17 protein-coding genes, 1 other RNA gene and 1 pseudogene are annotated in these 18425 nt (G+C 65.1%); 8 read left to right on the top strand and 11 right to left on the bottom strand.

Annotation, left to right across the window (positions count from 1 at the left end; all coding sequences use genetic code 11):
- Positions 1 to 21 precede the first annotated feature (21 nt).
- From ftsL to W911_RS16165, 3 genes are all read right to left on the bottom strand, one after another.
- Entirely contained in the window at positions 22 to 312 is a 291-nt protein-coding gene (gene ftsL / locus W911_RS16175; protein WP_023788617.1) for a cell division protein FtsL, read from the bottom strand.
- Between the two features lie 30 nt (positions 313 to 342).
- Positions 343 to 1374, bottom strand: coding sequence for a 16S rRNA (cytosine(1402)-N(4))-methyltransferase RsmH (gene rsmH, locus W911_RS16170; protein ID WP_023788616.1), 1032 nt, complete (start codon positions 1372 to 1374; stop codon positions 343 to 345).
- Positions 1375 to 1539: 165 nt separating this feature from the next.
- A complete protein-coding gene (locus W911_RS16165) occupies positions 1540 to 2043 on the bottom strand; it encodes a division/cell wall cluster transcriptional repressor MraZ (protein WP_023788615.1) in 504 nt (167 codons plus the stop codon).
- A gap of 293 nt (positions 2044 to 2336) precedes the next feature.
- On the opposite strand from W911_RS16165, the gene W911_RS16160 reads away from it, so the two are divergent.
- Both W911_RS16160 and W911_RS16155 read left to right on the top strand, forming a co-directional pair.
- Positions 2337 to 3392 carry an alpha/beta fold hydrolase gene (locus W911_RS16160; protein WP_158412878.1) on the top strand — a complete coding sequence of 352 codons (1056 nt, stop codon included), beginning with the start codon at positions 2337 to 2339 and terminating at the stop codon, positions 3390 to 3392.
- Positions 3393 to 3480: 88 nt separating this feature from the next.
- Entirely contained in the window at positions 3481 to 3894 is a 414-nt protein-coding gene (locus tag W911_RS16155; RefSeq protein ID WP_023788613.1) for a dihydrofolate reductase, read from the top strand.
- A gap of 323 nt (positions 3895 to 4217) precedes the next feature.
- Here the strand turns inward: W911_RS16155 and W911_RS16150 are convergent, their stop codons facing one another.
- From W911_RS16150 to W911_RS16135, 5 genes are all read right to left on the bottom strand, one after another.
- Complete coding sequence (locus W911_RS16150) at positions 4218 to 4460, bottom strand: hypothetical protein (protein WP_144083631.1); 243 nt, start codon at positions 4458 to 4460, stop codon at positions 4218 to 4220.
- A 276-nt stretch (positions 4461 to 4736) separates the two neighbouring features.
- Positions 4737 to 5132: RNase P RNA component class A (gene rnpB / locus W911_RS17610), an RNA gene on the bottom strand.
- Between the two features lie 64 nt (positions 5133 to 5196).
- The gene (locus tag W911_RS16145) at positions 5197 to 6585 is read right to left on the bottom strand and encodes a glycerate kinase (RefSeq protein ID WP_023788611.1); all 1389 of its coding nucleotides are present in this window, start codon (positions 6583 to 6585) and stop codon (positions 5197 to 5199) included.
- A 193-nt stretch (positions 6586 to 6778) separates the two neighbouring features.
- Complete coding sequence (locus W911_RS16140) at positions 6779 to 7564, bottom strand: N-acetylmuramoyl-L-alanine amidase (RefSeq protein WP_041316699.1); 786 nt, start codon at positions 7562 to 7564, stop codon at positions 6779 to 6781.
- A complete protein-coding gene (locus W911_RS16135) occupies positions 7561 to 8283 on the bottom strand; it encodes a TerB family tellurite resistance protein (protein WP_051388572.1) in 723 nt (240 codons plus the stop codon). Before W911_RS16135 ends, W911_RS16140 begins: the two co-directional genes overlap by 4 nt.
- Positions 8284 to 8411: 128 nt before the next feature.
- On the opposite strand from W911_RS16135, the gene W911_RS16130 reads away from it, so the two are divergent.
- The 3 genes and pseudogenes from W911_RS16130 to W911_RS19055 form a co-directional block, all read left to right on the top strand.
- Positions 8412 to 12038, top strand: a complete 3627-nt coding sequence (locus W911_RS16130) for a hydantoinase B/oxoprolinase family protein (RefSeq protein WP_041316697.1) — start codon at positions 8412 to 8414, stop codon at positions 12036 to 12038.
- 38 nt (positions 12039 to 12076) lie between these two features.
- On the top strand, positions 12077 to 12808 hold the full coding sequence (locus tag W911_RS16125) for a protein-L-isoaspartate(D-aspartate) O-methyltransferase (RefSeq protein WP_244438547.1): 732 nt from the start codon (positions 12077 to 12079) through the stop codon (positions 12806 to 12808).
- Between the two features lie 350 nt (positions 12809 to 13158).
- A pseudogene (locus tag W911_RS19055) lies at positions 13159 to 13989 on the top strand (pentapeptide repeat-containing protein); the annotation flags it as partial.
- A 126-nt stretch (positions 13990 to 14115) separates the two neighbouring features.
- Here the strand turns inward: W911_RS19055 and W911_RS19050 are convergent.
- Both W911_RS19050 and W911_RS16115 read right to left on the bottom strand, forming a co-directional pair.
- Positions 14116 to 14754 (bottom strand): sensor histidine kinase, encoded by a 639-nt coding sequence (locus W911_RS19050; protein ID WP_081717871.1) that lies wholly within the window; start codon positions 14752 to 14754, stop codon positions 14116 to 14118.
- Positions 14755 to 14908: 154 nt separating this feature from the next.
- Complete coding sequence (locus W911_RS16115) at positions 14909 to 15352, bottom strand: MarR family winged helix-turn-helix transcriptional regulator (protein ID WP_023788607.1); 444 nt, start codon at positions 15350 to 15352, stop codon at positions 14909 to 14911.
- Positions 15353 to 15512: 160 nt separating this feature from the next.
- Here W911_RS16115 and W911_RS16110 point away from each other — a divergent pair, with 160 nt between their 5' ends.
- On the top strand, positions 15513 to 16337 hold the full coding sequence (locus W911_RS16110) for an alpha/beta fold hydrolase (protein WP_023788606.1): 825 nt from the start codon (positions 15513 to 15515) through the stop codon (positions 16335 to 16337).
- A 140-nt stretch (positions 16338 to 16477) separates the two neighbouring features.
- Positions 16478 to 17032 carry a thioredoxin family protein gene (locus W911_RS16105; protein ID WP_023788605.1) on the top strand — a complete coding sequence of 185 codons (555 nt, stop codon included), beginning with the start codon at positions 16478 to 16480 and terminating at the stop codon, positions 17030 to 17032.
- A 24-nt stretch (positions 17033 to 17056) separates the two neighbouring features.
- Here the strand turns inward: W911_RS16105 and W911_RS16100 are convergent, their stop codons facing one another.
- The gene (locus W911_RS16100) at positions 17057 to 17326 is read right to left on the bottom strand and encodes a hypothetical protein (protein WP_023788604.1); all 270 of its coding nucleotides are present in this window, start codon (positions 17324 to 17326) and stop codon (positions 17057 to 17059) included.
- Between the two features lie 351 nt (positions 17327 to 17677).
- Between W911_RS16100 and W911_RS16095 the strand changes: the two genes are divergently transcribed.
- Positions 17678 to 18412: a ceramidase domain-containing protein gene (locus tag W911_RS16095; RefSeq protein WP_023788603.1), complete on the top strand. Its 735-nt coding sequence runs from the start codon at positions 17678 to 17680 to the stop codon at positions 18410 to 18412.
- Positions 18413 to 18425: the final 13 nt, after the last annotated feature.

Here is an 18425-nt window from a genome sequence, read left to right as displayed (position 1 = left end):
ATGTCCGCCCCCACAACGGCCCTATCGGGCGATGGCGCCCGTTTGAATGTCGGCTTCAGCGGCGAAGTCGGCGATTTGGCGGTCGGTGAGCGGTTCGAGCCCCTGTTTGCGCGCCAACGGCGAGATGCGGTCGGGGCGCGCCAGATGGGCCCGTTCCGCCTTCAGCACGGCGATATCGGCGCGCGCCCGGTCGGCTTCGCGCTCCTGTGTGGCGATGCGGGCTTCGAGCTGGCGGGTATCGTAGGAAAGTCCGTAAAGCAGAAAAGCGCTTGAGATGGCGAGAAACGCTGCCGATACCGTAAGCGGATGCATAGTTCTGACCCCAACAGAAAACAAAGGACGTTACGGGTCTGCTCGTGTCTGCCACGCCGGTGCTTCGGTCCGAAGCCCGACGCGGAGCCGGGCAGAGCGCGCCCGTGGATTTGCGTCCGTTTCCTTTTTGTTAGGTGTAACGCCCCGAGTGTTAACAATTCGGAAACTTGAGTCTCGGCGAGGTGCAGTCGGCTCCGGCAAATACCGCGAACCGCCAGCCTGCTTGCCGGATCGATCGTTGAAGAAGCGCTTAACGAGCGCGTCTTCCAGAGAATGGAACGTGACGACCGCGAGCCGCCCGCCGGGCTTCAGAAGCCGTTCGGCCGCCGTCAGCGCCGCTGAAAGCTCGCCAAGCTCGTCGTTCACGTGAATCCGAAGCGCCTGGAACGTTCGCGTCGCGGGGTGCTTGTCGCCCGGGCGGGGCCGGCCGAGCACGCGCTCCACGATGGCCGCGAGCGCGCGCGTCGTGGTGATCGGCGCGTCCGAACGCGCCTTCACGATGGTGCGCGCAATCGCGCGGGAGCGCCGCTCGTCGCCCAATTGGTAAAGAATATCGGCAAGGTCCCCTTCGTCCGTCGTGTTGACCACGTCGGCGGCGGAGAGGCCCTCCTGCGACATGCGCATGTCGAGCGGCCCGTCGCGCAGGAACGAGAAGCCGCGCTCCGCATCGTCGAGCTGCATGGACGAGACGCCGATGTCGAGCACCACGCCGTCCACGGCTTCGCATCCGGCCTGCTGCGCGGCCTCGGCCATGTTCGAAAACGTCGTGGGGACGAGCGTGAGCCGCCCGCCGAACTCCTGCACAAGCGCCTGCCCGGCTGCGAACGCGGAAGGATCGCGCTCGATGGCGATCACCCGGCAATCCGCGGCTTCGAGAATGGCGCGCGTATAGCCTCCGGCGCCGAACGTGCCGTCGATATACGTCTCGCCGTCTCGTGGGCCCAACTGCTCCAGCACCTCTGCAAGAAGCACGGGGACGTGGCGGGCTGCGGTGTTTTCGGGGTCGGAGGATGCCGTCGTCATGGTGACGGCCTTATAGGCCAATTCGGGGCCGGGCGACATTTCGAGCTTGGCCCGGAAATTAAAAAGGCGGCCTCGCGGCCGCCTGAAACGTTCTGGTGTTCCACCGGGCCTCAGTGAAGCCCGGCCTTGCCGGAAAAAAGGTGAAGAGCACGGAACTGGTCACCCGCACGTCCAGGTGCGCCGGTAGACTGGCGCGCCGAGGCGTCAGTCCCGTGCTCCTCCATCACCACCGCCCCCGCGGTGGCCGCTCCCCGCGCCGAAAAGTTTTCTGTGCTCGTGAGCCTTCTCGCGGGCGCGCTCGCGCCGCTCCTCGAAGGCGCGCGGCGCCCAGATCTGAAACTTGTCGCCAAGCCCGACAAATGTGACGTGATCTTCAAGACCGGCGTGGCGGCGAAGGCTTTCAGGAAGGACGATACGCCCGTCGCCATCGATGCCGAGAACCTGGACGTCGCCGTAGAGCGCGACAGAGAGTTCGTCCCGCTCGTCCGAATAGTCCGGCAGGCCCGCGAGTAGCCCGTCGATCTTTTTCGCAAGTCTCTCGCCGCCCGCATCGAGAGCCGGAGCGTCGATTGCGGGGTAGCAGTAAATTCCGCCAAGGCTTCCCTGGCTGTATCCGTCGCGCTCAAGAACGGCGCGGAACGGTGCTGGCACGGAGACGCGCCCTTTGGCGTCGATCTTGTTTGTGAACGTCGAGACAAAGCGGTCCATCCCTTTTTCGAGCTCGCTCTCAAACGCCACAACAACAAAGGAACGCTTCGTTTCACATCGCGCGGGAGCCCTGAGGCTGTCCCGATACCCGTCCGCTCCGGGCTGGGCCGTGGCGGTCGCTCGGCTTCGGCCCTCTCTCGAAGACAAGCGCCACGACCACGGGCCCGTGCCCGGTGCGGTCGGGCTATTATGGGATGACATGGTTCGCTATGGGCGTCAATGGATCGTTAAGGATTCGCAAGGGCCCACGTGCCGCTTTTCCCCACCAACGCGTGGGCGGAGTTATCTGTCGAATGTTCAAAAAGGGAGGGGCTATCGCCAGCCTGCGCGGCACACGATATGGAGCGGAGGAACCGGGATATGGCGAAGGTGGGAGCGAGGTGAGAACACGGGGCCGCCGCTGGAAAGACGTCGCCCTTGGCTTGGTTGCCATTGGTCTTGCGTTTGCGCTTCTGGACCCCGCTATGGCGGCAGCAACCCGCTTGCCGGCGCCTCCGGCGGAAGCGCCGGGCCATCGGATCGAGCTGGCCGTTTCAGGCCATGCGCCCGTGACGCTCTATTACGAAGAGCGGGGAGAGGGTTCGCCGATCCTGCTGCTGCATGGCCTGGGCGAGTCCACCTTTACATGGCACGAGATCGCGCCTCGCCTGGCTGAGGGCCACCGCGTGATCGCGCTCGATCTCAAGGGCTTCGGTCGCTCCGACAAACCCGCCGACGAAGCTTACGGCGCCGACGATCAAGCCGCCTTGGTCGCGGCCTTCCTGCTCGCGCGCGATCTCGACGCCGTCACGCTCGTCGGTCATTCCTTCGGCGGCACGGTGGCCCTCAGGACGGCGCTCGCCGGCGGTATTCGCGGCACCGACCGCATCCGTCGCATCGCGGTCATCGGAGCCCCCGCATTGCCGCGTTCGACGGCGCGCCACCTCGACCTGGTGAAAATGCCGGGTCTCCCCGACATGGTGGCGTCGACCTTGTCGCCCGAGTTGCTCGCGCGCATTCTGTTGAGCGAGGCGATGGGCGGCGAGGCCGCTGTCAGCGATGATATGGTCGAAGGCTACGCCGCCCCCTATCGCGATCCGGATGCGATGCAGTCCTTCCTGGCCACGGCACGCGCCATCGTGAAAGAGGAGGGCGCCAAGGCCATCGTCAAGCGGTATCGCGCCATTCGCCAGCCGGTGCTCGTGGTGTGGTGCCGCAACGATCCGATCGTGCCGCTGCGCGCCGGGCGCCGCTTGGCGGCGGCTCTGCCTTCGGCCACACTCGAAATCCTGGACCGATGCCATCATCTGCCCCAGCACGAGCGGCCGGATGCCTTGCTGGCCGAGCTCGAAAAATTTCTCGCGCGATAGCGGCTTGAGCGACGAGCGGGGATCGAATACCTCTCGCCAACGTTGTGAATGATCGAACGAATTGCGGACAACGGCGAGGAATAGCGAAATGGCGGACGTGCGCTGCATCTGCGCAATTGGTTTGAGCGGTCAGCTCGGTCTCAATGGCGAGCTTCCATGGGAGGGCGATCCGCGCCCGGAGTTTCGCGCCGACGTGGAGCGCTTCTTCGAGATCACGCGCGGGCACGTCCTGATCGCCGGGCCGAAGACCATTTCGGCGGTACCGGACTTCGCGGCGAAGGATCGTACGCTACGCGCGATCCGCTCGCACGAGCGGCCGGAGGATGTGTTGGCCGATTATCCCGATCAGGTGGTTTTCGTCGGCGGCGGGCCGCCGGTGTGGGACGTGTACGCCCCTTACATCATGCACTGGGACATCACGCGCCTGCCCTATGACGGCCCGGCCGACCGCTGGTTCGATCCCAAGTGGCTGCTGACAGGCAAAGGCCGCCCGCCCGTCTGAGCAAGCGGCCTTCGGTCCGAAATCGAACAGTATCTGTGAGCGCAAACCGACGGCTGCGCAGCAGCACGGGAGCGTCTTGGCGGAGCCAAGCTTCGCTTGGACGCGACCCGCGGGTCATGACGAAGCCATGCTCCGCATGGACTGCCGCGGCCATCCACCGTGCACCCGACCCATTATCCGAAGCTCGTCGCCGCTTGTGTCAGGCCAAAATCAAAGGCTGCGCAGCAGCCCGGGAGCAAGGCGACCCGCGGCAAGTGCCGCGGCCATCCACCGTGCACCCGGCCCATTATCCGAAGCTTGTCGCCGCTTGTGTCAGGCCAAAACTAACGCCGCGGACGGCAGCGGATGCTCTCGGAGTAATCGCCGTTCTTGCTCCATTCGCGGCGCACCGTGCAGGGCCCGTCGCGGAAGCGCTCGCGGACATCCTTCCCGTATTGGCTGTAGTGCGCCGAGATGCGGTCGTAGAGGCCGGTCGAGCGCGTTTCCTCGCGGCGCTCATGATCGGCAAGCGCGGGGGCAGCGCCGAGGACCAGGGCGGCGGCAACGGCAGACAGCATCACTCTCATGTCTCATCATCCTTCTTTTTGAAGCGGAGGGCACGTGGGTCAACGCCCAATGCGGCCAAAGGTTGACCATGATGGAATTGTGAAATGCTGAGCGCATGCAAATACCTGGCGGTCCGTGCGTGAAGCAGGACGTCACTTTCGGAATTGCCGTGCCCGTAGCGGGATTTGGGACGCTCGGCCCGCGCAGGGGAGCAAGGCAAACGCGCGCGGCGCGGCGATTCCGCGCGCCGCAGGAAGCGGGCCGTTTGCTGCCGCACGCGGCAACCGGAGAAGGAATTTGTCAGCCGGCCTGTAAGCCGGGTTCTGTCAGGAGGTTTCCCTCCGCGACGGCCATTCATCTGGGACGTCCATCGCTGGACGCCTCAAGCAACCAACCCGGGTGACTGGCGTGAAGACGCGCCTCCGTGCCGGGTTTCCCCGCACGCGGCCACCCCTATTTGGTCTTGCTCCGGGTGGGGTTTGCCATGCCGCTCCTGTTACCAGTCGCGCGGTGCGCTCTTACCGCACCTTTTCACCCTTGCCGCGCTGGGCCGAGGCCCGGCGTTGGCGGTTTGTTTTCTGTGGCACTTTCCCTGGGGTCGCCCCCGGCGGCCGTTAGCCGCCACCCTGTCTCCATGGAGCCCGGACTTTCCTCCACCGCCGTTAGGCGGCAGCGACCGTCCAGCCGGCTGACAGAGGGAATAAGGTATGTTCCGTCCCCTGCGTCAAGGGACGGAATGTACTGCGGCACTCCCAATCAGGTGTTGGGGTGATGAAGCTTCTGGCGGCGGCGCGACAGTTCCACCGCCGCGCGCGTGAGCCCCTGCACGCGCTTTGCACGCATGAACCGCTTCACCGGCTTGTTGGTCTGCGCAATCGGCTGTGCGAAGGGGGCAGCCGAATGTGCTCCGTTAAGCGATCCGGACGCAGGAGCCGCGCCGGCGGCCGCGGGTGCGGCCTCCGTCGGACGCGGCTTCGATGTCGCCTCAGAGGTGTTTCCGGCCATGCGCTGGCCCATTACGATGAGGCGCGCGACGCGCTCGGCCGCATTTTGCAAATACTGACGCGCATTCTGCAACGCGACTTCGAGCGGCATCGGATTGGAGGTCGCCGCCTCGATGGCATCGATGCCGTGATCGAACACGCCGTTCGCGTCGTCGGCAAGTCCGCCGCCGATGGCGATCACCGGCACGCCGTGCCGGCGCGCGACAGTGGCCACGCCCGACGGCGTCTTGCCGAATGCGGTCTGGAAATCGACGCGGCCCTCTCCGGTGAACGCGAGGGACGCGCCCTGCATGTGACGATCCAGGTCGACCGCCTCGATCACGAGTTCGACGCCGCGCTTCATTTCCGCAGACGTAAACGCGAGCAAACCGCCACCGAGACCGCCGCCGGCGCCTGCGCCTGGCGCGTTCGAAATGTCGATGCCGAGGTCCCGCTGAATGATGTCCGCAAGACGTGCAAGGTTCGCATCGAGCTGGGCGACCATGTCGGGCGTTGCGCCCTTCTGCGGGCCGTAAACGGCCGACGCACCCTTGTCTCCGATGTAGGGGTTCGTCACGTCGCACGCGACGCTGATCGAAACGCTAGCGAGCTTTGGATTGATGTAAGTCGTATCGACGGAATGCACCTGATCGAGCTGTCCGCCACCGAGCGGGCTCGTGATCGGCGACCCGTCCGTGTCGAGGAAGCGCACCCCGAGCGCCTGAGCGAAGCCTGCGCCGCCGTCGTTCGTCGCGGAGCCGCCGAGGCCGATGATGATGTTCTGGACGCCGCGATGCACGGCGTCGGCCACGAGTTCGCCGGTGCCGAACGTGGTCGCGCGAAGCGGATCGCGTTCCGAGCGCGGAACGAGCGGCAGGCCGGAGGCCTCGGCCATCTCGATCACGGCCGTCTCGCCGTCGCCCAGGAGACCGTAGGACGCGAGCACCTTCTGCCCGAGCGGGCCCGTGACGGCGCACTTGATAATCCGCCCGCCGGTCGCATCGACAAGCGACTGCACGGTGCCTTCGCCGCCGTCGGCCATGGGCACTTTGACGTAGACCGCATCCGGCCAGACGCGCCGCAACCCCGTCTCGATCTCGTTCGCCACCTCAAGCGAGGTCAGGTTCTCCTTGAAGGAGTCCGGGGCGATGACGATCTTCATGCGGATACTTCCTCTGCTTCCCTGCGCGCGCCGTCCGGTCTCGCGTGTGCCGGTTTTAGGGCGCGCCCCTCCCAAAATGCAACGACAGCCGCCGCGAGGCCAGGGCCGCCCGCCGCGACAGATGATCTTGATAGGGATAAGAGAGAGCCACAAACCAGCACGTTTACGCTTCAAATTCAATTGAAAGCATTAATCACGCGATCCGGTCATCTTTGAGGCTCGCCGCGGCGTGGAGCCTGGTCAGCGTATCGAGCGTGGAGCGGTCGAGACGCCCGTCCGGCCGGGTCTGCCGGAAGTGCAGTTGGAAGGCTTTGACGACGGTCTGCATGTCGGGGTCGAAAGCACCTTCCGGATCGATTTTGTAGCCGTAGGCGGCGAGCAAGGCGCGCGCCCGCATAACGTCCGCACAGCGCGCGCCGAGCGTGAGCCCCGGATCGCTCTCGTCGATTGGAGTTGGTGCAACCCAATGGCCCACGCCGTGCTCGGCAAGCCATGCCCAGCCGAATTTCTCGCCCGGATCGATCTTGCGCCCCGGCGCGACATCGGAATGCGCGAGCACGTGGCGGGCGTCCATCCCGTGGCGCCCGATGATCTCTCGGGCAAGCGCCAGCACCGCCCGCATCTGCGCCGAGGGGAAGTCCCTATAGCCGAGCACGTGGCCTGGGTTCTGGATCTCGATCCCGATGGAGGCCGAATTGATGTCCGTTTCGCCCCCCCAGTAGGAGACGCCCGCGTGCCATGCGCGGGCCTCTTCGGCGACCATCTGGATGATGCGCCCGTCCTCGTCGATGACGTAATGGCACGACACCTTGCAGTCGGGCCGCGAGAGAACGTCGAGCGCGCGGTCGACGGTCGGCAGCCCCGTGTAATGCAGGATTAGCATCGTCGGCCGCATGCCGGGCTTTCGGGGTTCGATATTGGGCGACGGGTGCAGGCCTGAAACGAGGGCGCTGTCGGCGCGTGCGATAAGATCCGTCAAGCACGCTCTCCTTGCAGCTTGCCGCCCACCAACTCGTAAGCCGCGTTGATCGCCGCGAGTTTGACGGTGGCCGCCTTGATGAGTGCGGCCTGTGCCCCGCGCGCGACGAGATGATCGGGGTGAAACCGGCGGACCAGTTCGAGATAGCGCGCGCGGATTTCCTGCTGTGAAGCCGCCGGATCGACGCCAAGCACGTGATAGGGGTCGCTCATATCGCTCACGAAGCGCGCACGGATTTTCCGGAACCGCTCGCAGCTCACGCCGAACGTCTCGCCCACGGTTCTGAGAAACGCCTCCTCGGCCGGATGCAAAACGCCGTCGGCGCAGGCGATCATCAGGAGGCATTCGAGCACATTGATTTTGAGGTCGGGCTCGCCATCCAGCATCCGCGCGATGCTGGCCGCATAAGCTTCGAACCCGGCCGTATCCTGGCTCGCCAGGTTATAGAGGCGCCGGATGCGCGGGAGTTCGTCGGGCGTAGGCTCGAAAAAGCGCTCGAACGTTTCGCATTCGAGCCGGACGGCGACGCCATCGGCTTTCGCCATCTTGGCCGCAAGCGCAATCACCGCGGCGGAGAACGCGGCGGTCTCGTGCGCGGGTTTGGGCCGCAGAATCCGGCTGAGGGCGGGCCACCAGCGCGCGACCCAGTCGGCGAGGCGGGCACGCACGCTCGGACGCAGGTCCGGCGCGAGCAGGTTTGAGAAGCAATCGGACGACATGGAAAGAAATCTACCTGCTTCCTGGCCGCGCTAGAAGCACGTGGACTAAATTTCATGATCCCCTGTTGACGCACCGGCAGGGCGCCGATAGCCACACGGGAAATCGGCTTTTGGGAGCGGTTGGAAGAATGGGGTCGCCCGGGCGCTGGCAATTCTGGATCGACCGGGGCGGTACGTTCACGGATGTTGTCGCCGTCACGCCTGCGGGACGGGTCGAGGCGCTCAAGCTCCTGTCGGAGGCCCCAGGCCAGTACGAAGATGCCGCCATCGCCGGTATCCGCCGCTTCCTGGGGCTCGGCTCCGAGGCTCCCATCCCTGCCGACGCGATAGAAGCCGTCAGGATCGGCACCACAGTCGCGACCAACGCGCTGCTGGAGCGCAAAGGCGCACAGACCGTGCTCGTCATAACCGGCGGCTTTGACGACCAACTCGAAATCGGCACCCAGGCCCGTGCCGACATCTTTGCACGCCGCGTCGTCAAGCCGGACATGCTCTATGCGCGTGTGATCGGTGCCGCCGAGCGCGTGCTCGCAGACGGCACCGTGGAAAAGCCGCTCGACCTGGATCGGCTCAAGCATGATCTCGCAGCAGCCCGTCGCGACGGCATCGAAAGCGCCGCCATCGTCTTCATGCACGGCTACGCTTATCCGACGCACGAGGAGGCCGCAGCCCGCGTGGCGCGCGAAGTGGGGTTCACGCAGGTTTCGGTGAGCCATGAGCTGCCGCTGATCAAGATCGTGCCGCGTGGCGATACGACGGTCGCGGACGCCTACCTCTCGCCCGTGCTCCGGCGCTACACGGACCGTGTGGCCACCGCCTTCACAGGCGACCTCGCGACCCGCCTCATGTTCATGGCGTCCTCCGGCGGGCTCAAGACGAAAGCCAACTTCAACGGCCGCGACGCAATTCTCTCCGGCCCCGCAGGCGGCGTCGTCGGCATGGCCGAGACGGCACAGCGGGCGGGCTTCAGCCGCGTCATCGGCTTCGACATGGGTGGCACGTCGACGGACGTGTCGCATTTCGCGGGCAATTACGAGCGCACCTTCGAGACGGAGGTCGCGGGCGTCAGGCTTCGCGTCCCCATGCTGCGCGTCCATACCGTGGCCGCGGGCGGAGGCTCGATCCTGGATTATGACGGCGCGCGGATGCGCGTCGGCCCCGAAAGCGCGGGCGCCAATCCCGGCCCCATGTGCTACCGCCGCGGCGGCCCCCTCACCGTCACCGACGCCAACGTGATGCTGGGGAAGCTCCACCCGGCATTCCTTCCGGCCGTGTTTGGCGAGAGCGGCGGCGAACCGATTGAACCCGAGCGCGTCCGCGCCGCCTTCACGGATGTCGCGCGCCGCATCGGCGACGGCCGCACGGCGGAAGAGGTCGCCGACGGCTTCATCCGCATTGCCGTCGAGAACATGGCCAAGGCCGTGAAGAAGATCTCTGTCGAGCGCGGCTATGACGTGACGGGCTACGTCCTGAATGCGTTCGGCTCGGCTGCCGGTCAGCACGCCTGCCTGATGGCAGAGACGCTTGGCATGAGCCGGGTGCTGGTTCCGCCCTTGTCCGGCCTGCTGTCCGCCTACGGCATCGGTCTTTCCGCCGTGCGCGCAAGCCGCGAGCGGTCCCTCGAACGCCATCTTGACGACGAGAACCTGGCCGCGGCCCGCGACCTCGCGGAGACGATGGCAAAGGAGACGGCGTCCGAACTCGAAGGCGAAGGCGTTTCGGAGTCCGATATCCAGACCGCTATCCGCCTTCATCTGCGCTATGAGGCGACGGAGGTCGCGCTGCCTGTGCCGCTTGCGTCAATCGCGGAGATGCAGGCGGCCTTCGAAGCAGCCCACCGCCAACGCTTCGGCTTCGTCTCGCCGGAGAAACGCATTGTCATCGCACTGGTGGAAGTCGAAGCGGAAGGCGGTGGCAAACCCGACGCGTTGCCGCCGCCCTCGGTCGGCCGCGTGCCGGGCGAGCCGCACGCACGCACCCGCTTCTATTCGCAAGGCGTGTGGCGCGATGCGGACGTCTGGCGTCGCGACGATCTCGCGCCAGGCCAGAAGGTGGCCGGACCCGCCATCGTCATCGAGCCGAACCAGACGGCAATTGTCGAGACAGGGTGGTCGGCGGCGCTCTCGGAACGCGGCGATCTCATTCTGACACGCGAGGCGGCAAGGCGGGAGATGCACCGAGTTGGACAGCGGGACACTCGTTCGGCCGTGCCCGACCCCGTGCTTCTCGAAGTCTTCTCCAATCTCTTCATGGGCATTGCCGAGGAGATGGGCGAAGCGCTGCGTGCAACGGCCATGTCGGTGAACATCAAGGAGCGGCTCGATTTCTCCTGCGCCATGTTCGATGCGCATGGCAGCTTGATCGCCAACGCTCCGCACGTTCCGGTGCATCTTGGCAGCATGGAGAGCGCGGTCGAAACGGTCATCCGCGCGCGCGGGCCCGCGTTGAAGCCCGGCGACGTTTATATGCTGAACGCGCCCTATTCCGGCGGCACGCATCTGCCGGACATCACGGTCGTCACGCCGGTCTTTTTCGATGGTGCGCGGACGCCTGCCTTCTACGTCGCGAGCCGGGGACACCATGCGGACGTCGGCGGCACCGCACCCGGCTCCATGAGCCCCGATGCAAAGACCATCGAAGAGGAAGGCGTCTACATCGATTGCGTACCCCTGGTGCGCGATGGCCGCTTCCTGGAAGACGAAACGCGCGCGCTTCTGAGCGGCGCGCGGTATCCGGCCCGCAATCCCGATCAGAACGTCGCCGATCTCAAGGCGCAGGTCGCGGCCAACGCGCGTGGCCACGCAGAGCTTCAGCGCCTCGTGGCAGAGTTCGGCGCCGAGACGGTCGCTGCCTACATGGCCCACGTCCAGGACAACGCCGAGGAAGCCGTGCGCCGGCTTATCGGCCGCCTCCGCGACGGGCGCTTCCGCGTGGACACGGACGACGGCTGGGCGGTGGAGGTCTCGGTCACCCTCGATCGCGAGCGGCGCGCTGCAAAAATCGACTTCACCGGCACCTCGCCTCAGCAACCCACGAACGTTAACGCACCCGCACCCGTCGCGCGAGCCGCCGTGCTCTACGTCGTGCGCGTGCTGCTCGACGCGCCCGTCCCACTCAACGCCGGCTGCCTCCGCCCCATCGAGATCGTGATCCCGGAAGGATCGCTCTTGAACCCGCGCTATCCGGCGGCCGTCGTGGCCGGAAACGTCGAGACCAGCCAGGTCATCACCAACGCGCTCTTCGCAGCGCTCGGCGTTCTCGGCTCCGCGCAGGGAACGATGAACAACCTGACGTTCGGCAACGGCCGCGTGCAGTATTATGAGACGATCTGCTCCGGCTCGCCCGCTGGCTTCGATGCAAACGGCGACGGCTTCGACGGCACAGCGGGCGTGCACGTCCACATGACGAACACGCGCCTCACCGATCCGGAAATCCTGGAAAGCCGCTATCCCGTCGTACTGGAGCGTTTCGCGATCCGCCGCGGTTCCGGAGGCAGGGGCCGTTGGACAAGCGGCGACGGCACGATACGCGTCATACGTTTCCTGGACGCCATGCGGGTCTCGATCCTGTCAGGATACCGCAAGGTCGCGCCCTTCGGCCTGCTCGGCGGCGCGCCGGGAGACACGGGTCGCAACACACTTCGCAAACGCGATGGGTCGGAGCGGGATCTCGGCGGCGCCGCAACCGTCCCCGTCGAGCCGGGCGACGCGATTGTCATCGAAACGCCGACCGGCGGCGGTGTCGGCGAGCGGTAGATCCCTATATTGAGATCATGGACGTGGAGCCCGAGAGATTGACGCGAACGCTGCTGGCCGCGATGGCTCTGGTCGCCGTCGCGTCGTCCGCCTGGGCGGAGCCAGCCACCTTGACCGACCGCCGCCGGATGGTCGAGGACATTAAGACCATGACATCCGAAGTCGCCGGCGAGACCGGCATCGCGAGCTTGAGCGCGCGCGTTCTCGACCGGATGGCAGAGGTTCCGCGCCACGAATTCGTACCGTCCGAACAGAAAGCGGCTGCGTATCGAAACCGCCCGCTCGCTCTCGGCCACGGGCAGACGATTTCTCAGCCGTTCGTCGTCGCGCTGATGACCGAGCTTCTCGATGTGAAGAAGGAGCATCGCGTTCTGGAGATCGGCACCGGGTCCGGCTATCAGGCCGCGGTGCTCGCGGGGCTCGTGCGCGATGTCTACACGATAGAGATCGTGGGCCCCCTGGCCGAAACCGCTGCCGCCGCATTCGAACGTCTCGGCTATACGAACATCCACGCAACCGTCGGTGACGGGTATCGGGGCTGGCCCGAGCATGGACCTTACGACGGGATCGTGGTGACGGCGGCGCCCGATCACATCCCGCCGGCGCTGATCGAGCAACTGAAGCCCGGCGGGCGACTCGTCATTCCCGTCGGAGAGATCTGGCAGGATCTGATGGTGCTGACGAAGAACGCCGATGGCACGACGACGAGGACAACGGTCGTCCCGGTCCGTTTCGTGCCGCTCACACGCAAAAAGAATGAGGATGACTAGACCATGATCGCTTCAGGCCCTACCAGCCTGAAGCGTGAATCATCGGTCTAACTAAGGAGACCATGATCGCTTCAGGCCCTATCAGCCTGAAGCGTGAATCATCGGTCTCGCTAAAGTAACCATGATCGCTTCAGGCCCTATCAGCCTGAAGCGTGAATCATCGGTCTGACGAAAGAGACAGAGTGTTTTCCGATCCGATTCCATCGGATCGGAAAACACTCTAGATGCCATTGTCTCAAAGGGGGCGTGCGAGGAGGGTTGCCCATGGCCTGTGTCTCTGCGGTGCTTGCGGTCCCGATGCGGCTCGGGAATGATCGGGGCGCAACCGAAGCGGATGAGCCGCCCGCAGGATGCGGAAACCGGAAGGATCGCAGAACGCCATGATGGCATTGCGCCTGGAGACGAGAGCGATAGTCATCGCAGCGGGTAGTATGACCCTCGGCGTGGCGCTCGCGGCCTCCCACGCGGCCACCGGCGCAAGCAGCGCACCGTGGTCCTCGGCTGTCGCGACGGAGAACGTCTCGCCCGAAGCCGACCTCACTGCGCGCGAGGTCACGCGCATGCTGTTCGAGGCCAAGCCTGGCGAGCGCGTGAACTATGCTGGCCACAAGCTGACTTACCTTGATTTGTCGGGCCTCGACTTCAAGCAGGCCACGCTGACGCGCACCGACCTCTACGGCACAGATTTCACGGGCTCCAGCCTCAAGGGCGCGGACGTGTCCGGGGCGCGTCTCGATCGGGCCGTTCTGATCCGCGCCGACTTCTCCGGCGCCAATCTTCGCGGAGCGACCATTTTCAGGCCGACGGTCTACTCCGACCTACAGAACAGCTTGTCCGATGCGCCACGGTTCGCCGGCGCGAACCTGACGGGCGTGCGCGTCCAGGCGGAGTTATCGGGAGCCGACTTCCGCGGCGCCAATCTCACCCGTGCCGATTTGAGCCCGCTCGAAGCGCGGCCCGGCCAGGGCACGCTCGTCACGCTCGCGCGCAATGTTCTCAAGTCCTGCGATTTCTCTGGCGCCACGCTGCGTCATGCCGATCTGACGCGCACCGTGTTGACGCACGCGCGCCTTGTCGGCGCGGACCTTACCGGCGCGCGTCTCGTTGAGGCCGATCTCGTCCAGGTCGATTTTTCCGGCGCGGATTTCACGGGGGCGGACGTGACGGGCGCGGACTTCGACGGAGCGAACCTCGCGGGCGTCAAGGGCTTGGATACGGCGAAGGGGCTGGATCGGGCCCTCAATCTCGAAAAAGGCGCGCCGCTGATCTCGCCGCTTGCATGCAGCGAGGTCGCGCCCGCGCGCCACCTAAGAGGCTGCGGCATACTCCAGCAGACCGTCCGGAACGATCGGCAGCCGCACGGTGAAGCGTGCCCCGCCTTCGGGAGAGGACGATATCGTCACGTCTCCATGCATTGCACGGGCGATGAGGCGCGCGGTCGCGAGTGTGTCGCCCCGGCCTTCATGGGGTGCAGGACGCGCGAGAAGAACCTCGCGTGCGCAGCGTGGGACGCCCGGACCGTTGTCGTCCACATGAGCGACCATCGCGGAAAGCCCCCGATCCAGCCGAACCGTTGCGCGTGTGCTGCTTCCCACGGCTGTGTCGAGCAGGATTTCGAAAACGCGCGTGAGCACCGGCGGTTTGGCAAGAACGAAAACCGGCCACGGAACGGGAGCGAGCAGCACGCGATCCGCATCGTACCGTCCGACGATCTGCGCGAGGAGCGCGCGCACATCGACCGGCTCTGTCTGCGGTTCCGGGCCCAGCAGGCGGGCCTGTTCCAGCACCTCGTCGAGCACCCACACCAAATGATCGACGCTCGGCAGGGGCACATCGGCCGGCGGAGAGACCTGCACGGAGGCGCATGCAGTATCGCCGAGCGGCCCGAAGACCGTCGTCCTGAACGGATCGAGAATGCGGCCGAGGAAACCCCGCCACCCGTACATCGGGCAACTCCGGAAGATAGTTGCAATCAGAGCGCTGATATTAGTCCCACCACAATGACAAATGCTTACTCCTGAGGATCTTCTCCTGGGAAAATGAGGTGGCTCAGCCTTTCTCGAACCTTAAGCTCAGTCCTGTCTTGGGAATGATCGGAGATCATTCGGAGCTGGCCTTCGCGACGTTGTCGCGCAGCGTCGTGACCTGATCGTGCAGCGTTTCGGCCTCCCTGGCGCCGCATCCGAAGGCCGCGAGCAGGCGCCGCGGCACGTCTGCGAGAGCCGTTTGAAGCGCACGGCCGGCGTCCGTCAGGAAGATGCACACTTGCCGTTCGTCGTCGGCGGCCCGTTCGCGCCGCACGGACCCCGCTTTTTCCATCCGTTTGAGAAGCGGAGTGAGCGTGCTGGATTCGAGGAAGAGACGCTGGCCGATGCTGCCCACCGTCTGGCCGTCGCGTTCCCACAGGATAAGCAGCACGAGATATTGCGGATACGTGAGCCCGTGGGGATCGAGGATCGGCTTATAGGCGCGCGTGACGGCGTGGTTCGCCGAGTAGATTGCGAAGCATAAGGCGTTGTCGAGGTTGAGAGTTTTTTCGGCCATGCGGCGAATCTCCAGGACGTATCGGCGTGCTCCGAATATAATCGCACGCGATTTAATCGCAAGCGCTTGACAGCCGGACAAGGAGGGTCTAAATAAATCGCACACGATTTAATCGTGAGCTATTAATAGGGCTGCGGCCCGCGATCGAAGGAGACACGTCATGACCACCTTCACCACCCGGGACGGCGTTGAGATCTATTACAAGGACTGGGGCAAGGGGCAGCCCGTGGTGTTCAGCCACGGTTGGCCGCTGAGCGCCGACAGCTGGGAATCGCAGATGCTCCATCTCGCGAACAACGGCTTCCGCGTGATCGCCCACGACAGGCGCGGCCATGGCCGTTCGAGCCAGCCGTGGGACGGCAACGACATGGACCATTATGCCGACGATCTCGCCGAGCTGATCGAGCACCTCGATCTTCGCGATGTGATCCTCGTCGGCTTCTCGACCGGCGGCGGAGAGGTGACACGCTACATCGGCCGCCACGGCACGGCGCGCGTGGCCAAGGCCGCGCTCGTTTCCGCCGTGCCGCCGCTGATGGTGAAAACCGCAGATAATCCTGGCGGCCTCCCCATCGAGGTGTTCGACGGCATCCGGGCAGGCTCGATCGCCGACCGCTCTCAGCTCTACCAGGACATCGCCTCCGGGCCGTTTTTCGGCTTCAACCGGCCCGGTGCCAAGGCCTCGCAAGGTGCGATCGACAGCTTCTGGCGCCAGGGAATGCAGGGCGGTCACAAGAACACCTACGACAGCATCAAGGCATTCTCTGAGACAGACTTCCGCGACGACCTGAAGAAGTTCGACGTCCCGACCCTCGTCGTGCACGGCGATGACGACCAGATTGTCCCCATCGACGCGGCGGGACGCGCATCGGCGGAAATCGTGAAACACGCCGAGTTGAAGGTCTATCCCGGCGCGCCGCACGGTATCACCGATACGCACAAGGACCAGCTCAACGCCGATCTCCTTGCGTTCGCGCAGAGTTGACGCAGAGCGATGAAGGATCGAGACCGGCCGGGAGCGGACGCGCGCCCGGCCGTTTCGTTTCCTTAGGTTCCCGATGAGGCTTGCCACGGCGGTCAGGATCCGGGAAAACATCCCATCTCAAGTCGGGAGCCCGATTATCCATGTCGATGTCGCTTCGCACACTCGTCGGACCATCTTGTCAGCGCACCATTGCGGCCGCGTTTGCGCTTCTTGCCTGGGGCGCAATGGCTCAGGCACCCGCTGCTCCGCGCGCTCCGAACCTCGCGGAGGCGTGGAACGGAGCCGAGATCGAATGGCGCGATGTGGGTCCCGGCATCCGGGAAGCGACGCGCACCGGAAAACCGCTCGTGATGGTGTTCCACGCCGAGTGGTGTAAGGCCTGCCGGCGTTACCGCGAGGTTTGGAAAGATCCGGGCGTTGTCGCTGGCTCTCGCAACTTCGTTATGGTGCTCGTCGATGTGGATCGGCGTCCGCAGGATAACGGCGCGTTCGCGCCGGACGGCACGTACATTCCGCGCACGATTTTTTACAGCGCCGAGGGCGAAGTGATGAAGCACGTGCGGGGTAAGGATCCGGAATTTCCGCACACCATCGACATCGAAGACCCCACCGAGCTCAGAACGCTGATGGAACAGGCTTCCGGCGGAACGCCGCCCGCTCCCGCGCCCGAACTCGAACGGCGCGCATCCAACTGACCGGATCGGCCCGGTCCGGCTGGCTTAGCGGCCGATCGCGAGCGCCCGGTCGGCTTGCGTCTCCCAGAAATCCAGCACGTCCTGGCGGATCGTTTCGCGGCAATCGCCCCGACAAGGGATCCACGTCCCGCTCTTGAGTTGGGCTTCGAGGCCGAAACGCGCTTTGCGCACAGGCGCCACAAGGCAACCGTTGCCGTGCTGGCTGCAAGCCTTAACGGATTTGGGAGCGGTATCGCGGCGCGCCTCGGCACCGGGCGCGGACAGCACCGGAAGAAAGCACGCGGCAACGACCATGGCGCATCGCATGGGCTCAGACCTTTGTTATGCTCGCGCGCATCTCACCGCCAGGGGATTGAACGCGCATCCAAACCCGCACATCCTAGGCTCCAAACCCAATCAGGATGGCGTCACGATGAGACAAGATTGCCCGATGGCGGCGTCGCATGGTCTGCCAAACCGTAGAGGTTTGCTGCGACCTTGCTCCTGCCAGCCGAACAAAAGCCCTCGCACCGTGATGCCATCCTGATTGGGTTCACGACCTAAAGCAACCGACCTCACGCACCAACGGAGCAAGCGTGCGAGGCGCGCGCTTTCATCGCCAGAGCCTTTAAACCCGCCGCGTCTTAGCTCCGAGAGCGTTCGTCCATGAGCCTCAGTCAACAGATCTTCATCTACTGCGAGCGCGGACAAGACCCGGCGTTCTGGGCAGAGCCAATGAATGCGTTGACCAATGGCGCGTTCATCGTCGCAGCTGCGGTCGCAACGCGGGATTACTGGGCAGCACCCCCTGAGCGCCGGCATACGTCGGCGGCGTTGCTGATCTTGCTGACGTACACCATAGGCGCCGGCAGCTTCCTTTTTCACACCTATGCAACACGTTGGGCGGCACTCGCGGACACAATCCCGATTGCGCTCTTCATGCTAGCCTACTTCGGATTCGTATTGAGGCGCTTCCTCGGGCTGCACTGGCTGGTGGCGGTGGCTGGTGTCGCCGCCTTCTACGCCACGCTCTGGTACTCCGGCACCATCGAATGCCGATACGATACCCTGCTGCCGATCACCTCGCGAACGGGGGCCCGCTGCTTCAACGGCACCCTGGGTTATGCCCCGGCCTTTTTCGCGCTGATCGGCGCGGCCGCGCTTCTCGCCGCGCTCCGCCATCCCGCTTGGCGGCTCATAGGACTTGCGGGCGTGGTGTTCCTGGCCTCGATGACCTTCCGCACATTGGATCTCGAACTCTGCAACCGCATCCGGCTTGGCGACCTGGTGGTCGGAACGCATTTCCTGTGGCATGTGCTCAACGCCTTGACGCTTTACCTGTTGCTCCGCGCCGCAATCCGCTACGGAAGCTCGGGGGCGAGGCTCAACGGTCCGGCTTGAGCCTGGACGCGGA

Source organism: Hyphomicrobium nitrativorans NL23 (genome assembly GCF_000503895.1).
Lineage (GTDB): Bacteria > Pseudomonadota > Alphaproteobacteria > Rhizobiales > Hyphomicrobiaceae > Hyphomicrobium_C > Hyphomicrobium_C nitrativorans.
Note: the sequence above shows the minus strand (reverse complement) of the source record. Positions and strands in the feature narration are given on the sequence as shown.

Excerpts from the sequence above, each read along its gene's own strand:
- ftsL (WP_023788617.1), bottom strand. The coding sequence starts at position 312 with ATGCATCCGCTTACGGTATCGGCAGCGTTTCTCGCCATCTCAAGCGCT.
- rsmH (WP_023788616.1), bottom strand. The coding sequence starts at position 1,374 with ATGTCGCCCGGCCCCGAATTGGCCTATAAGGCCGTCACCATGACGACG.
- W911_RS16165 (WP_023788615.1), bottom strand. The coding sequence starts at position 2,043 with ATGGACCGCTTTGTCTCGACGTTCACAAACAAGATCGACGCCAAAGGG.
- W911_RS16160 (WP_158412878.1), top strand. The coding sequence starts at position 2,337 with ATGTTCAAAAAGGGAGGGGCTATCGCCAGCCTGCGCGGCACACGATAT.
- W911_RS16155 (WP_023788613.1), top strand. The coding sequence starts at position 3,481 with ATGGCGGACGTGCGCTGCATCTGCGCAATTGGTTTGAGCGGTCAGCTC.
- W911_RS16150 (WP_144083631.1), bottom strand. The coding sequence starts at position 4,460 with ATGAGAGTGATGCTGTCTGCCGTTGCCGCCGCCCTGGTCCTCGGCGCT.
- W911_RS16145 (WP_023788611.1), bottom strand. The coding sequence starts at position 6,585 with ATGAAGATCGTCATCGCCCCGGACTCCTTCAAGGAGAACCTGACCTCG.
- W911_RS16135 (WP_051388572.1), bottom strand. The coding sequence starts at position 8,283 with ATGTCGTCCGATTGCTTCTCAAACCTGCTCGCGCCGGACCTGCGTCCG.
- W911_RS16130 (WP_041316697.1), top strand. The coding sequence starts at position 8,412 with ATGGGGTCGCCCGGGCGCTGGCAATTCTGGATCGACCGGGGCGGTACG.
- W911_RS19050 (WP_081717871.1), bottom strand. The coding sequence starts at position 14,754 with ATGTACGGGTGGCGGGGTTTCCTCGGCCGCATTCTCGATCCGTTCAGG.
- W911_RS16115 (WP_023788607.1), bottom strand. The coding sequence starts at position 15,352 with ATGGCCGAAAAAACTCTCAACCTCGACAACGCCTTATGCTTCGCAATC.
- W911_RS16110 (WP_023788606.1), top strand. The coding sequence starts at position 15,513 with ATGACCACCTTCACCACCCGGGACGGCGTTGAGATCTATTACAAGGAC.
- W911_RS16105 (WP_023788605.1), top strand. The coding sequence starts at position 16,478 with ATGTCGATGTCGCTTCGCACACTCGTCGGACCATCTTGTCAGCGCACC.
- W911_RS16100 (WP_023788604.1), bottom strand. The coding sequence starts at position 17,326 with ATGGTCGTTGCCGCGTGCTTTCTTCCGGTGCTGTCCGCGCCCGGTGCC.
- W911_RS16095 (WP_023788603.1), top strand. The coding sequence starts at position 17,678 with ATGAGCCTCAGTCAACAGATCTTCATCTACTGCGAGCGCGGACAAGAC.